15 protein-coding genes and 2 pseudogenes are annotated in these 14,384 nt (G+C 69.7%); 11 read left to right on the top strand and 6 right to left on the bottom strand.

What is annotated here, in order from left to right:
• Positions 1-45 precede the first annotated feature (45 nt).
• From OHS82_RS42295 to OHS82_RS42285, 3 genes are all read right to left on the bottom strand, one after another.
• Complete coding sequence (locus OHS82_RS42295) at positions 46-450, bottom strand: CBS domain-containing protein (RefSeq protein WP_328435930.1); 405 nt, start codon at positions 448-450, stop codon at positions 46-48.
• A 46-nt stretch (positions 451-496) separates the two neighbouring features.
• Positions 497-2,011: a DEAD/DEAH box helicase gene (locus OHS82_RS42290; RefSeq protein ID WP_057582338.1), complete on the bottom strand. Its 1,515-nt coding sequence runs from the start codon at positions 2,009-2,011 to the stop codon at positions 497-499.
• Between the two features lie 337 nt (positions 2,012-2,348).
• The gene (locus OHS82_RS42285; RefSeq protein ID WP_057582337.1) at positions 2,349-2,552 is read right to left on the bottom strand and encodes a cold-shock protein; all 204 of its coding nucleotides are present in this window, start codon (positions 2,550-2,552) and stop codon (positions 2,349-2,351) included.
• Between the two features lie 371 nt (positions 2,553-2,923).
• Here OHS82_RS42285 and OHS82_RS42280 point away from each other — a divergent pair, with 371 nt between their 5' ends.
• From OHS82_RS42280 to OHS82_RS42265, 4 genes are all read left to right on the top strand, one after another.
• Entirely contained in the window at positions 2,924-3,055 is a 132-nt protein-coding gene (locus OHS82_RS42280) for a hypothetical protein (RefSeq protein WP_277922414.1), read from the top strand.
• A gap of 162 nt (positions 3,056-3,217) precedes the next feature.
• Entirely contained in the window at positions 3,218-4,594 is a 1,377-nt protein-coding gene (locus tag OHS82_RS42275) for an MBL fold metallo-hydrolase (RefSeq protein WP_057582336.1), read from the top strand.
• Positions 4,595-4,633: 39 nt separating this feature from the next.
• On the top strand, positions 4,634-4,999 hold the full coding sequence (locus tag OHS82_RS42270; RefSeq protein WP_057582335.1) for a rhodanese-like domain-containing protein: 366 nt from the start codon (positions 4,634-4,636) through the stop codon (positions 4,997-4,999).
• Positions 4,996-5,748 carry a sulfite exporter TauE/SafE family protein gene (locus tag OHS82_RS42265; protein ID WP_057582334.1) on the top strand — a complete coding sequence of 251 codons (753 nt, stop codon included), beginning with the start codon at positions 4,996-4,998 and terminating at the stop codon, positions 5,746-5,748. Before OHS82_RS42270 ends, OHS82_RS42265 begins: the two co-directional genes overlap by 4 nt.
• Before the next feature lie 37 nt (positions 5,749-5,785).
• On the opposite strand, the gene OHS82_RS42260 is transcribed toward OHS82_RS42265, so the two are convergent.
• The gene (locus tag OHS82_RS42260; protein WP_018845516.1) at positions 5,786-6,067 is read right to left on the bottom strand and encodes a metal-sensitive transcriptional regulator; all 282 of its coding nucleotides are present in this window, start codon (positions 6,065-6,067) and stop codon (positions 5,786-5,788) included.
• 75 nt (positions 6,068-6,142) lie between these two features.
• Between OHS82_RS42260 and OHS82_RS42255 the strand changes: the two genes are divergently transcribed.
• The 5 genes and pseudogenes from OHS82_RS42255 to OHS82_RS42235 all read left to right on the top strand — a co-directional run.
• Positions 6,143-6,709, top strand: coding sequence for a rhodanese-like domain-containing protein (locus OHS82_RS42255; RefSeq protein WP_328435929.1), 567 nt, complete (start codon positions 6,143-6,145; stop codon positions 6,707-6,709).
• Positions 6,710-6,745: 36 nt separating this feature from the next.
• Positions 6,746-7,039: pseudogene (locus tag OHS82_RS42250) on the top strand (helicase associated domain-containing protein); the annotation flags it as partial.
• Between the two features lie 161 nt (positions 7,040-7,200).
• Positions 7,201-7,923 (top strand): hypothetical protein, encoded by a 723-nt coding sequence (locus OHS82_RS42245; RefSeq protein WP_328435927.1) that lies wholly within the window; start codon positions 7,201-7,203, stop codon positions 7,921-7,923.
• A 325-nt stretch (positions 7,924-8,248) separates the two neighbouring features.
• Complete coding sequence (locus OHS82_RS42240) at positions 8,249-8,887, top strand: flavin reductase family protein (RefSeq protein ID WP_057582332.1); 639 nt, start codon at positions 8,249-8,251, stop codon at positions 8,885-8,887.
• Positions 8,888-8,963: 76 nt separating this feature from the next.
• Positions 8,964-9,260 (top strand): annotated as a pseudogene (locus tag OHS82_RS42235) (transposase); the annotation flags it as partial.
• A gap of 81 nt (positions 9,261-9,341) precedes the next feature.
• On the opposite strand, the gene OHS82_RS42230 reads toward OHS82_RS42235, so the two are convergent.
• Together OHS82_RS42230 and OHS82_RS42225 are read right to left on the bottom strand one after the other, a co-directional pair.
• Complete coding sequence (locus OHS82_RS42230; RefSeq protein ID WP_157876431.1) at positions 9,342-9,500, bottom strand: transposase; 159 nt, start codon at positions 9,498-9,500, stop codon at positions 9,342-9,344.
• Between the two features lie 205 nt (positions 9,501-9,705).
• Positions 9,706-11,970, bottom strand: coding sequence for a fibronectin type III domain-containing protein (locus OHS82_RS42225; protein WP_328435926.1), 2,265 nt, complete (start codon positions 11,968-11,970; stop codon positions 9,706-9,708).
• Positions 11,971-12,658: 688 nt separating this feature from the next.
• Between OHS82_RS42225 and OHS82_RS42215 the strand changes: the two genes are divergently transcribed.
• Both OHS82_RS42215 and OHS82_RS42210 read left to right on the top strand, forming a co-directional pair.
• The gene (locus OHS82_RS42215) at positions 12,659-13,705 is read left to right on the top strand and encodes a hypothetical protein (RefSeq protein WP_328435925.1); all 1,047 of its coding nucleotides are present in this window, start codon (positions 12,659-12,661) and stop codon (positions 13,703-13,705) included.
• Between the two features lie 190 nt (positions 13,706-13,895).
• Positions 13,896-14,312, top strand: coding sequence for a hypothetical protein (locus OHS82_RS42210; protein ID WP_057582328.1), 417 nt, complete (start codon positions 13,896-13,898; stop codon positions 14,310-14,312).
• The last annotated feature ends 72 nt before the right edge of the window (positions 14,313-14,384 follow it).

The following is a 14,384-nucleotide window of genomic DNA, read 5'->3' as shown; positions in this document are numbered from 1 at the left end:
GAGAGGAGAAGAACGAGGGGATGGTTCTGCCGCGGTTGGGGCGGTTCAGCGGGCCAGGGCGAGGACGCCCAGGGCGTTGCCGTGTTCGTCGACCACGGGCAGGGCACCGAGGCGGCGGCAGCGCATCGCGTGCTCGGCTTCGGCCATCGTGGTCAGGGGCGAGGCGAAGGGCCGCGGGTCGACGAGGATGTCCCGCAACTGGACCCGGTCGGTGTACAGGGAGCTGTCGCGGATCGCGGTGAGCTGGGTCCGGGTGACAAGCCCGGTGCACACGCCGTCGTTGTCGCAGACGAGCAGGTGTCCGGTGCGGGCGCTCGCCATGACGGACAGGGCCACCTCGACGGTCATGTCGTCGCAGACCTGTGGTCCGGCGGTCTCCATGGCGTCGGCCGCTGTCCTGGGCACGGGGGCGGCGCCCGTCGAGCGGGGCTGCATCTGAACCATCGTCACAACGTGCCTCCTGCAGAGGTGGGCCAGATTCCTGAACATGAAGTCCTTACGCCGCCGCGTCGAACGACGACTGCCGCCCGGTCCTGCGCCGGTTGGCCGAGGCGGGGCTGCGTCGGCCGCGTGAGGACGACGTGCTGCGCTGACGCCGCTCGGCGACCGGGGCGGTGATCGTCACGGGAATGCCGGAGGGCGTCTGAGCGCCGGTGATCTGGCTGAGTGCCTCTTCGCCGGAGCGGACCTGGGTGGTCCGGGGCACGATGCCGGCGGCGGTCATGAGGCGGGTCATGTCGCGGCGCTGGTTGGGGGTGACCAGGGTGACGACCCTGCCTGACTCACCGGCGCGCGCGGTGCGACCGCCACGGTGCAGGTAGTCCTTGTGGTCGGTCGGCGGGTCGACGTTGACGACCAGGTCGAGGTTGTCGACGTGGATGCCGCGGGCGGCGACGTTCGTGGCCACGAGCACGCTGACGTGCCCGGTCTTGAACTGGGTCAGGGTTCGGGTGCGCTGCGGCTGTGACTTGCCGCCGTGCAGGGCGGCGGCCCGCACCCCGCTGTTGAGCAGATCCTGCGTCAACCGGTCGACGGCGTGCTTGGTGTCCAGGAACATGATCACCCGGCCCTCGCGCGCCGCGATCTGCGTCGTCGTCCAGTGCTTGTCCGCTCCGTGGACGTGCAGCACGTGATGCTCCATCGTGCTGACGGCACCTGCGGACGGGTCGACGGAGTGGACGACCGGGTCGGTGAGGTAGCGGCGGACCAGCAGGTCGACGTTGCGGTCGAGGGTGGCGGAGAACAGCATCCGCTGGCCCTCGGGGCGGACTTGGTCCAAGAGCGCGGTGACCTGGGGCATGAAGCCCATGTCGGCCATCTGGTCCGCCTCGTCCAGGACGGTGATGGCGACCTGGTTCAGTCGGCATTGCCCGCGGTCGATGAGGTCCTTGAGCCGTCCCGGCGTCGCGACGACGACCTCGGCACCGCTGCGCAGCGCGTTGGCCTGCCTGCCGATCGACATGCCTCCCACGACCGTGGCAAGACGCAGCTGCACCGAGCGGGCGTAGGGGGCGAGTGCATCGGTCACCTGCTGGGCCAGCTCACGCGTCGGCACGAGGACCAGGGCCAACGGCTGGTGGGGCTCGGCGCGCTGTCCGGCGGTGCGGGCGAGCAGGGCCAGGCCGAAGGCCAGGGTCTTGCCGGATCCGGTGCGCCCGCGTCCCAGGGCGTCGCGGCCTGCGAGGGTGTTGGGCAGGGTCGCGCCCTGGATCGGGAACGGGACGCTCACGCCTTGCGCGGTCAGCGCGGCCAGCAGCTGCCCCGGCATGTCGAGGTCGGCGAACGCCTCGACCGCCGGCAGCGCGGGAGTGATCGTCTGCGGCAGGGCGAACTCGCCCTGCACCGCTGCGGGCCGCCGGCCGTAGCCGCCCGAACGGCTCGGACCTCCAGAACGGCTCGGGGCGGAGGATCCGAAACGGCTGCCCCGCTTCGAGCCTGCGCTGGAACCGAACGAGGGGCCTTCGCCATGGCTGCGGCGGGAAGAGCGGTCATTGGTGCGTGCGGAATTCATGGAGAACCTTCCTTGATACGGCACGGCACGCATCAAGGAATTCCCGCAGCGAAAGCAGCGCGGGGAATCTCAAGAACGGCCGAATGGAATACGGAAAAGAATCTGGCGAGTGCAGTGGATCGGGCGTCGGTTGCATCGACGGAATTTCTCACGCCATATGTAGCTGAATCTTCGGACGCCGGACGCCTACCGGTTGCGCCGTGGACGAGGCGCGCGGCCCTGGACGAGGGACTGCGGGCGCTTCTCGTCCCGCAGGTCGCACCACTGCGGGAAATGTCCGCAGCTGGGGCCCGCACCCCGAGGGATGCGGGCCCCAGCTACGAAGTGCGCGTCAGCGTCAGGCGAGGACGATGTTCTCGGCCGTCGGGCCCTTCTGGCCCGCCGCGATGTCAAAGGTGACCTTCTGGCCTTCGAGCAGCTCGCGGAAGCCCTGGGCGGCGATGTTCGAGAAGTGGGCGAACACGTCCACACCCCCACCGTCCTGCTCGATGAAGCCGAAACCCTTGGCCGCGTTGAACCACTTCACTGTACCTGACGCCATGTCATATCTCCTCTTGGGCAGTACGCCGGGACCCGCGATCCGCGGATACCGGGTCGCCGCGATGATGCCCCGTCCGGGAAACGACCGGCCATACGAAAGCGCCGCCGACGGCTGGAAACGTCGGCGAGGACGCTTGAAGTTTTTGGGAACCACAACTGCAACTGAGATCGACAGTAGCACGAGGCGATGGTCCGAGGGCGGAAAATTCCTCTACGCTGCCGATTGCGGCAAAAACACTTTCCGCGTGACGTGTCAAACCCTCACTTCGCGGCCATAGATATTGGCCCACCCGAAGCGCAGTGATTCAGGAACAGCGGCCGCCGTCAAGCGCTCAAAAGAGCGCATACGCCGGTGGAGATTTCCTGCCCGGCGTGCACCCCGGTGGCCCGCGCGCCCGTCTCGTTGCGGATCCGGGCCGCTGGTTCGAGCGGACCGAGAACCGTGCCCTGTCCGCAGCCCGGGCCATCACCAAGGCCGCCCTCACCCTGGAGAAGCAACGCTGAAAACGCAACGACTGATTCCGCTATGTCCGCCGGGTGTTCGCCGGGCGCCAGGCGAAGTCTCGAGTGGCCGCTTCCCGTCTCCCTCATACCCCCCTGGGTATACCTGCTAGGGTGAGGACCAGATACCCCCGGGGGTACATCGCCCGATAGGAGTCATGCGCCGTGTTCTTCATCGACACCTTGGAGTTCGAGGGCCTGGGCAACCGCAGTTACCTGGCCGGCGGGCCCGATGCGGCAGTGGTCGTGGACCCGCCGCGGGACATCGACCGGGTCATCGCCGAAGCGGCCCGCCGCGGGGTGCGCATCGCTTTCGTGGCCGAGACCCATGTGCACAACGACTACGTCACCGGCGGTCTGGAGCTGGCGCGCGTCACCGGCGCCCGGTACCTGGTGCCGGCCGGGGCGAACGTGTCGTTCGACCGCACCCCGGTTGCCGACGGCGACACCGCGACGGTGGACAAGGGTCTGGTGCTGCGCGCGATCGCCACCCCGGGGCACACCCCGCACCACACCTCCTACGCCCTGACCGAGGACGGGCGCGGTGTGGCGGCGTTCACCGGCGGATCGCTGCTGATCGGCACCGTGGGCCGCCCGGACCTGGTCGAGCCGCGGCTGACCGAGCAGCTGGCACGTGCCCAGCACGCCTCCGCCCACCGCCTCGCCGACGAGCTGGACGACGAGGTGCCGGTGCTGCCCACCCACGGCTTCGGAAGCTTCTGCTCCTCCGCCCAGGCCGAGGGGGACGCGACCACGATCGGCAAGGAGCGCGAGACCAACGAGGCGCTGACCCTGGACGTGGACACCTTCGTCGCCCAAACGCTCGCCGGGCTGGACGACGTGCCCGCCTACTACACGCATATGGGCCCGGCCAACGCCGAGGGCCCCGCGCCGGTCGACCTCACCCCGCCGAGGCGTGCGGACGCCGAAGAGATCGCCTCCCGGCTGGCCGCGGGCGAGTGGGTGGTGGACCTGCGCAGCCGCATGGCCTTCGCCGAGGGACACGTGGCCGGATCGTTCAACTTCGAGGGCGAGGGCAAGCTCGCCACCTACCTGGCCTGGCTGATCCCGTGGGGCAAGCCCGTCACTCTGCTCGCCGACATCCCGGAGCAGATCACCGCCGCGCAGCGGGAACTGGCGCGGGTGGGCATCGACCGCCCGGCCGCCGCCGCCACCGGCGACCCGGCCGGCTGGATCCGCGAGGGCGAGCGGCTCGCCTCCTTCCCCCGCGCCCGCTTCGCCGACCTCGCCGATGTCCGCCAGCGCGGCGACGACGTGGTCGTCCTGGACGTACGCCGGGACTCCGAGCGTGCGGGCGGTTACATCGACGGCTCGGTCCACATCCCGATCCACGAGCTGCACGGCCGCATCGGCGAGGTGTCGGACGGGGTGGTGTGGGTGCACTGCGCCGGCGGGATGCGCGCGGCGATCGCCGCCTCCCTGCTCGACGCGGCCGGCCGCGACGTGGTCGCCATCGACGACGGCTTCGGCGCCGCCACCGAGGCAGGACTGACCCTCACCCACCCCGGCCGCACCGACTGACACGCCCTACCGCGCCACCCGCACGAAAGTGATCATCCGATGTTGTCGCTTCTCCGACGCGGCCCCGGCCGCCTCACTCCCCAGCCGGCCCACCAGCAGACCAGCGACGGCACCGTCGTGCTGCTGGACGTCCGCGAAACCCCGGAGTGGAACGCCGGGCACGCGCCCGACGCGCTGCACCTGCCCCTTTCTCGTCTGGTGGCAGGGGTGTCGCTCCCGGCGGCCGCGCAGGGCAGGCCGGTGGTCACGATCTGCCGCTCCGGTCACCGCTCCCGGCAGGCGGCAAAGCTGCTGACCGTACGCGGCGTTCAGGCCATGGACGTCACCGGCGGCATGACCGCCTGGGCGCGTGCGGGACTGCCGGTCATCGGAGGTCGGGGCGGCAACGAGGGTGTCATAGCGTGAGTGCTCCGATCCTGGCCCTGCTCGCGGGGGCGGTGGTCGGGCTCGCGCTCGGCGCGCTCGGCGGGGGCGGCAGCGTCCTGGCCGTCCCGGCGCTGATCTACCTGCTCGGCTTCACTCCGGCCGCCGCCACCACCGCCAGCCTGATCATCGTCACGGCCACCTCGCTCACCGCCCTGTGCGCCCACGCCCGCACCGGCAACGTCCGCTGGAAAGCCGGCGCCCTGTTCGCCGCGGCCGGACTCCTGCCCGCGGCCGCAGCAGGAGCCGCCGCATCCCGCCTGTCCCAGCCCGCACTGACCGCCGCGTTCGCCGCCATCGCCGCACTCGCCGCCGTCAAGATGCTGCGCCCCAGCCGCACTGCCACCGGCCCGGCGGCCCGCGAGGCACAGCCCGCCCGGGCCGCAGGCGCCGGCGCCGGGCTCGGCGCGCTCACCGGACTGCTCGGGGTCGGCGGAGGCTTCCTCGCCGTCCCGGCCCTGGTCACCGTGCTGGCGTTCGAGATGCAGGCCGCCGTCGGCACCAGCCTGCTGGCCATCTCCGCGAACTCCCTGGCGTCCCTGGCCACCCGCGGCGCCACCACCGCCGACGTCAACTGGGCGGTCATCGGCCCCTTCACCGGGGCAGCCATCCTCGGCGCCTGGGACGGCAAACGCCTGGCCGCCAAGGTCACCGGCCTCCTGCTGCAACGAACCTTCGCCGTCGTGCTGCTGGTCGTAGCCGCCTTCATGCTCATCGACGCCCTCACCTGAGGAGCCGGAGTGATGATCGGCGCCGCAGCACCACGGCTCAGGCCAGAGACAGGAACAGTTTCTCCAGCCGGGCGCGCATCTGCTCCCGGTCGCCGGAAGCGGCCATGTCGGCGTCGGTCAGGCAGTGCTGCAGACCGGTGGCGATGATCGCGAAACCGGCCTTGTCCAGAGCCCGGGACGCCGCGGCGAGCTGGGTGACGACGTCCTCGCAGTCCCGCCCCTCCTCGATCATCTTGATCACACCCGCGATCTGGCCCTGCGCGCGGCGCAGCCGGTTGACCACCGTCTTGAGTTCCTCAGCCGCCATCGCCAGTTCCACAACCCACACTCCTTCGAGATACCCCCTTGGGTATCCTACCGAAGGGGTGACCCGAACCAAGCAAAGGAAAGTCCCGTGGCACCCACCACCGCCCTCACCGCCGACCAGGCCAACGCCCGCCTGCACGAGTTGACCGTCATCGACGTGCGCACCCCCGGCGAATACGCTTCCGGCCACCTGCCCGGCGCCCACAACATCCCCCTCGACCACCTCGATGCCGCCCTGCCCGCCCTGAAGACCGCCGCAGACCGCGGCGACCTCCTCATCGTGTGCGCCTCCGGCGCCCGCTCAGCCCAAGCCTGCCGGCGCCTGGCCGCCCAGGACATCACCGCCGCTACCCTCGACGGCGGCACCACCGCCTGGACCCAGCTGGGCCACGGCACCCACCGCCCGGCCGGCACCCGCACCCCCTGGGCCATGTACCGCCAAGTCCGCCTCGCCGCCGGATCGCTGGTCCTGACCGGTCTGATCGCCGGACAACGCTGGAATGCGGCCCGCTGGCTCTCCGCGAGCGTCGCGGGCGGTCTGGTCTTCTCCGCCCTCACCGACACCTGCGGCATGGCCCAGATCCTGGCCAAGCTCCCCCACAACCAGCCCAAGGCCACCGACCTGGACGACACCCTCGCGGCCCTGACCGACTGACCCCCTGGGCTCGGCGCGCCCCGCACCGCCACCGCGCTGGACCGGCCGATCGGGCAATGGCTGTCCAACCTCCGCCGACCCGGTGCCCTCGACGACCACCCCGAGTGGAAGACCGCGCTCGAGGAGGTCGCCGAGGACTGGAACCCGGCATGGCCGGCCGGCCGGCAACGCCACTACGCCGCACTGCGCGAACTCGTACGCGAGGAGGCCGGTCAGACCGAGGTCCTGCCCGGCGTCACCGTCCACGGGATGGACGTCGGCCGGTGGCTTCACAAACAGCGGCGCCCCACCGTATGGCAGGTGCCGAAGGACGGGCAGCGCGAACGTCTGGAAACCCTCGGCATCGAACCTCTCCCGGAGCAGAAGGCGGCCGCGAGAGCCCGTACGGGCGGTCCCAGTGCATTCGAGCGGGGCACGGTGGCCCTGGCCCTGGCCCCGTACCGGGCCCGCACCGGGTCGGGGACCTGGAGGCCTCTGCGCCCTGGCGGCCGATGTCCGCCGAGGATGCCCGGGAGCGGGATGCCGCCGGGCTTCCGTACGTGGTGGTGTACCGGGAGTCGGGTCGGAAGGCCCCGCTGGAAGTCCGGCTGGTGTCCTGGCGGGACACTACGTCGGGCTGTGGGTCTACGACGCCCAAGGTCGCCCGCACCTACGATCTGGACATGCGGCTGCTGGGCGACCCGTCGCGGCTGCTGCGCCGATACTCCGTCGGCTGGCACTACACAGGCCCAGAGATGGCGGAGTTCGACAAGGCGTGCCCACGCATCACGGTGGACCTCTTCCCGGACGGCAGGGGCCGACGGACGGAGGAGCGGCAGGGGCAAGGCGGCGGCTCCTACGTCACCTCGCCCAGGCTCCGGGACGACGAGCGCTGGATGGACCGCCGCGCGTTCGGGGAGTGGCCGCTGCTCTCGGCCCAGGTACACGGCCTCATTGAGCCGCCGGCCTTCGAGGCGGCCGAGGTGACCGAGGTGACCGAGGTAGCCGAGGTAGCCGAGGTAGCCGAGGTAGCCGAGGTAGCCGAGGTAGCCGAGGTAGCCGAGGTAGCCGAGGTAGCCGAGGTAGCCGAGGTAGCCGAGGTAGCCGAGGTAGCCGAGGTAGCCGAGGTAGCCGAGTGCGAATCCAGCCACTCCTCCTTCACGAAAAGCGGACGTGTCAGGCGCGCTGCGCCGACTTGCTGTCGAGCCCGCGGACTTCGTCGCCGGCCTCGGTAATCGGCTTCGGCCAGACCCTCGACCGGCCCGCCGCCCTCGTGGCAGCCGGTCCTCACACCACCGAATTCACCGAACACGACCCTGCCACAAGGAGCACGACCCCGCCGCGGTGCGCCTTCGTACAAGACCCGTGTCACTTGGATCTCCAGGCCGAGCGTGTCCCAGTAATCAACGCCGAGCCTGTCATCGGGCGACTGCTCTGCTCGCCGAAACTCGATGTCGCGTTACCGCCAGCGTTGGCGTCTCGCTCGCGAGAGAGTCAGCGACGGTTCGTGTGCCTGATCGCGGACCTGTCCGTCTGACACTCCCGCGAAAGGCACAGCGCATGCATGTCGTCCCCGGACTCAAGGTCCTGTACTTCGGAACGCCCGTGGTGCTGATCAGCTCACTCAACGAGGACGGCACAGCGAACCTCGCGCCGATGTCCTCAGCGTGGTGGCTGGACCAGTCCTGCATGCTCGGTCTCGGCAACAACGCCCAGACCACCGCGAACCTGCTGCGGGAAGGCGAATGCGTGCTCAATCTGCCCTCGTCGGCGATGGTCGATGCCGTCGACCGGATCTCGCTCACCACCGGAAAGCCCGCCATGCCCGACTACAAGGAGAAGCAGGGCTACCGATACGAGCCGGACAAGTTCTCGACCGCGCAGCTGACGGAGCAGGCATCGGACCTGGTCCGGGCCCCCAGGGTTGCGGAATGCCCGGTCCAGCTGGAGTGCAGGCTCCTCGCGGCCCATCCTTTCGGCGGTCCCGAACCGCATGCCACCGCCTTCGAGGTCGAGGTCCTTCGCGCCCATGTCGAGGAAAACCTGGTCATCCCGGGGACGCACTACGTGGACCCGCTCGGCTGGGACCCGCTGATCATGAAGTTCTGCGAGTTCTTCGGCGGGGGACGCAACGTTCACCCGTCGAGACTCGCTGAGGGCTGGAACATGCCGCACCAGCTCCGGTCGGCGACCGCCTGAACATGCATCCGGCGCCCTCGCCCACGTCTCGTGACCATTCATGCGGGATGATCACGGTAGGCGTGATGGGGATGGGCTGTTCGAGGTCGGGCCGGTCGGGAAGAAGCGGCCGCAAGGCCCTGCGACGGCGGTCGGCAAGACGTTCCGGGCGTTCGATCCGCATGGGGTCCTGCTCCTACCGCCGTCGCTGGACGACTGGCTGCCCGAGGACCACCTCGACCTCGGGCCGGTCCTGGCCGACTACACCGAAAAGTTCGGCAGCCCTCCCTACGACCCGCAGCTGATGGTGCGGCTGCTGATCTACGGCTACACCACCGGCGTCCGCTCCTCCCGGGCAATCGAGCGCCGCCTGGCCGACGACCTCGCGTTCCGGGAGACCGGCAACCTCGGCGAGATGGCCCTGGTCTACGACCGGCACCGCTGACCCTTGACGCGTTGGTGCTTGAGCAAAACCTCAGCGGCGGCCTGGAAGTGGAGCACTGCTCTTCTCCCAGATGCCGTCGAACGAGCACATCCGCAGCCCGTTGTGGGCTCCCTTCCACGACCCGAACCGCACGGGCAGGTCCGTCCAAGGACTGCCGGTGCGGTACTCGAACGCTGTCGCGTCGATCACCTGCCCGTGGTGCCGCCACCACCCGCTCGCCGGGGCGCCCGGTCCAGCAGCAACGACTCTATCCGCGTCAACTGGGCATCCATGGAAAGGCCGTCACGCTTCCAGGGGATTGACCGCATACTCCTGCCCTCCAAAGGGAGGCCCCCGCCGTCCAGAAGCGTGAAGGGCATCCGGACGGGCGGAGCTCGAGGGATGGAACGGCGCGTCAGGGCGCTTGCGTCGAGATCTCGAAGGGCTTGCCCTGCGGGGTCGATTCGGTGCCGTCGGCGGCCACGGCGGTGACGACGTAGTAGTAGTACGCCGGAGCCAGGCGGGGGTCCGCGTACGTCAGTTCCGTCACGCCCGAGGCGATGCGGTGCTCAGGGGCGAAGACGTCAGAGCCGGACATGGACCGGTAGACGTTGTACGAGACGGTGACACCCTGATCGCACGCTCCGACCTCCCAGTTGAGCCGTACGAAGTCCGCGCCCCTGCCGCCGCCGGTGATCCGGGGAGTGGCCGGTGCGGTCATGACCGGGCAGGGCACGGTGACCTCGGCCATCGGGGAGAAGTCGGACCACAAGCTGTGCGTGCTGACGGCGCGCACCACGTAGTGCCACGTCGTGCCGGCGGGCACGTTCTCGTTCGTGAACGTCGTGCCGGTGATGAGCGGGGAGACCGAGTAGGCCGACGCAGGGTCTGAAGAGGTCGTGCGGTACACGTAATAACCGGCCACATCGGTCGACGTGCTGGCGGTCCACTCCATCGTGACGTTGCCGTTCTGGGCCGTCGCGGTCAACGAGGCGGGCGCAGCCGGCTTCTCGTAGACCGGCAGGCGCTTGCCGTAGACGGTGCCGTAGCCGGGCTCGGGCATGGGCGAGACGTTGCCGACCTCGTCGACGGCGCGGACGGTGTAGCCGAACTGCTTGTCGACCTGGGCGCCGACGTCCAGGTACTTGACGTCCCGCACCGCGGCGATCTGCTCCCACGCGCCGAACATCGGCTTACGCATGACGAGGTAGTGATCCGTGTCGTCGGTGTTGGCCGTCCAGACGACGTGCACGCCATCAGTGCCGTTCCATGCGTCCAGGCCATACGGCATGCGCGGCGGGGTGACGTCGCCGGTGCGGGTGGTCGAGGCCGTCGCCGAGGGGTTCGACTCCGTGCCGCGCGTCGTGACCGTCCTGACCTGGTAGTGGCGCACCTGGCCGATGGGCGCCGTGAAGTCGTCGTAGCCCGGGCCTGTGACCGGCGTTTCGGTCAGCCGGGTCCACGGGCCGGCTGCCGACTCGGCGGCGTAGACGTGGAACCGGTGGGACGCGTCACCGTCGTACCGCCAGCCGACGGTGTTGCGGTCGACCCAGCCGTTGGCTGAGACGGCGGTCGGCGGCAAGGGCTTGAGGTCGGTCCCGTCGAGCTGGATGGGCGCGGAGTACGGGGAAGCGTTGCCCGCGGTGTCCAGGGCTCGCACGCGGTAGTAATAGGTCGTGCCCACGGCGGCGTTGGAGTCGGTCAGGACGGTGCTCTGAGTCGGGGTGGAGACGGAGGAGAACGGCCCCTCGGGCGCGATGGACCGCTGCACGTCGTAGGAGCTCGCCCCACTCACCGCAGACCAGGAGAGCCGGGCGCCGGACTCGTCGTGCGTGGCCGTGAGCCCGGTGGGGGCGGCTGGGGCCGTCTTGTCGGAGCTGACAACACGCGTCAGCGAGGACAGCGGGGAGGGGTTGCCGGAGCGGTCGAGGGCGCGGAGGGCGTACTCGTAGGTGGCGCCCGTGGGCGGGGGTGTGTCGGTGAAGGTGGTGCCGGTGATCGGGGTGCTGTTGCGCAGGCTCCAGGCACCGGTGCTGCCGGTGCGGCGGTAGAGGCGGTAGCCGGCCACGTCCAGCTCGTGGTTGCGGGACCAGGCCAGGGTCGTCTTCAGGGTGGCTGCCGCGTAGACGGCCTTCAGGCCGACCGGGGCCATGGGGGCGACCCTGTCGTAGGCGGCGCCGATGACAGGCTCGTAGGCGAAGGCGATGTTGGCTGTGCCGGTGAAGGCGACGAAGTCCACGCGCAGGGTGTGGACGCCGCGCGGGACGGTGAGGCGGAGGGTCTTCCTCTGGGTCCGGTTGACGTTTCGCCACAGATCGATCTTGCGGTAGCCGTCGAGGTAGACGCGGGCGCCGTCCTGGACGGCGACGCTGAGATCGAAGGGGCCGCCGGAGCCGAAATTGCGGGTGGTGCTCCACCGGACGCCGAAGTTGTCCCGCGGCAGGGTGACTCCGGCGGGGTCGCCGAGGCCGTAGTCCTCGGCGATGGAGGCATCGCAGGCGATGGCCTTCGGGGTTCCGGTGAGAGTGGTGTTGGCGTAGTACTGGGCCTTCCACACACCGGCCGAGCAGGTCACAGCCGCCTGCGCGGTAGCGGGGAAGGCGAGTCCGGTCAGGGCGGTGGCCAGGGAGAGCACGGCCGCCCCGGCGGTACGGCGAGCCATGCCGAGGGATATGCGCATCTGCTGACCGTCACACTTTCGATCGGGAAATGGGTACGGGGCGCGTACGCCGCCCCGATCGTGTCATTCCCAAGATCGCTCGCGAAAGAGAGCTGGTGCGGAATCAGGTCAACCACTTCTCCGCTGCCCGCGTGTCAGGCGGCGGACGTCGTGTCATATGCCCGCCGTGCCTCAGAGCGAGCATCTCGGCGCAACACGCCACCTGAGGGAAGCCATGGGCAGCATCGCTGAAAAGCAAGAAGGTCAGGCGGTTGCGATTGAGTCATCGGGCGCACCACCCCATCAGCTGGCCCCTGCCGACCGGACCAACCGACCAACCCACATGTCCATCAGGCGTACTCCTCCCCCGCGATCCGCAACCACCTGAGCAAGCGCCGCATCCGTGCGGTGATCCCGTACCGACAGACCAACGTGGCCACCGGCTGCGGCGGGGCAGCCGGGGCGGGAGACCGCCGGCGTTCGACCGCGAGACCTACGAACAGCGCAACACCGTCGAACGGTGCAGCAACCGCCTGAAGCAGTGGCGCGCCATCACCACGCGCTACGAGAAGACCGCGACCATCCACCTGGCCGGACTCCACATCGCCGGCGTCTTTCTCCGGTCCGCCGGCTGATGTGGAAAGCCGCGTGGTGCCAAGTGACGTGACTCGGACGCCCATTGTCAGACGTTGCTGGCAACATCCCCACCATGAACGCCACCTTTACCACCCCGCCGCGGCCGTTCGACGTCACCGCGCTCTTCCCTCGACTGGCCCCGCTGGCGCGGACGGCGACCCGGCTGCACCCGCGGCCGGGGGCGCCGACCGTGCACGACAGCTCCGTCGGCGGGCCACTCCTGTGGCCCGCCGACGAGCCGTGGCCGCACTGCGAAGAACCGCACGACAGGCATGCCGCGCTCAGGATCAACTCCCCGGACGACGTCCGGCTCCAGCGCCGTATCCTCGCCGCAGCGGCCGAGCGCGTTCACCTCGACCCCGAGGCATCCGAGCGGACCCCCGAGGAACAGGAGACCTTGGATCTGATCAGGGCGGGCCGCCCATGGTTCGACGGCCCGATCCCTCTCGTGCCCGTCGCCCAGTTGTACGCCCGCGACATTCCCTTCCCCTGCCCGCCCGACGCGGACCTGCTCCAAGTCCTGTGGTGCCCCTTCGACCACGAGATGGCCCACCCGAAGACCGCCCTCTTCTGGCGGACCTCCGTCACCGTCACCGACGTCCTCGACGCACCGCCCGAGCCGCCGATCGTCCAGGACGGCTGGTACCTCCCGGAGCCGTGCCTGTTCTCACCGGAGCAGGTCACCGAGTTTCCCAACCCCATGGAGCTGGACAAGGAGCTTCGGGACCAGCTGGACGACATGAGCCGCTGGGAGACGATCGACCCCGGGCAGTACAACGCGTACGCGGACGATCCGGGCGAGCTCTACCTGAACAACCTCTGCACCGCCCCCGGTTGGAAGACCGGCGGCTGGACCCGCTGGAGCCCCACCGACCCCGTCGACCGCGCCTGCCCGGAGTGCGGCACCGAGGAGGTCCCGCTCCTCACCATCGCCTCCTCGGAATGGGACGGCGGCAGCGCGACCTGGATCGCCGAGGAGAACCGGCCGGCCCCGGGCCCGCCGCCCCTGGGCGCTCGGAACGGCAACTTTACCTTGATCGACATCACCGGCGGCAACAACTTGCAGCTCCACGTCTGCCCGTCTTCTCCGTACCACCCTCACTTCGAACTGCTGCAGTGAGCTCGTGCGGAAGTCCTCCGCTCCGACGCCTACGCCACAATCGCCTCTCCCACCAGCCGCCTTGGCCAACTATCTGAGGCCCGGAACGACGGGCCCGGGCTCAGGCCCGGAAGCAGGGACTCACCTTGTCGTTCAACAGACGGCTGGTTCAGCCACGGGCATTGTCAGTGTCGACACGTAGGTCGGCCTGATGAGCCGGGATGTTTTCATCATGCGGTTTCCGCCCGATGCCGGGGCAGTAGACGAGATCGCAGACGACTGGGAGCCGCCGAGTCTGGGCTCGGGTCGAGACGTTCGTGCTGTCCTTGCAGAGGTGCTGCCGGGCATCGAGTACTCGAAGAGCGGTTGGGGCGACTACGAAGGCCCGGGCTTCTCCATCAGCACTCCGGTCGACGAGGCTGACGACGCGCCGGTCGCCGGAGTCAGCCTCTTCATCCACGGCGGTAGCGAAGCAGCAGCTCACGCTGCCCTCGCGATCGCCGATGCGTTGAAAGCACGGGCCTTCGACACCGGGTCGGGAGACTTCCTCACCGCGGACTCCGCCCGGTCGGCATTCGATGCCTGGCGTGCATACCGAGACCGTGTCCTGGACCAGCGCGGGCCCTGAGCTCCGCCGTCACTCTGTGCGCCGGGACTTGGTGCCGACCGTGTGGTGAGTGGACGGCCCGATGCCGATCCG

Origin of the sequence: Streptomyces sp. NBC_00425 (genome assembly GCF_036030735.1) — a bacterium.
GTDB lineage: Bacteria > Actinomycetota > Actinomycetes > Streptomycetales > Streptomycetaceae > Streptomyces.
The sequence above is the reverse complement of the archived record's forward strand: the minus strand, read 5'-3'. Positions and strand labels throughout refer to the sequence as shown.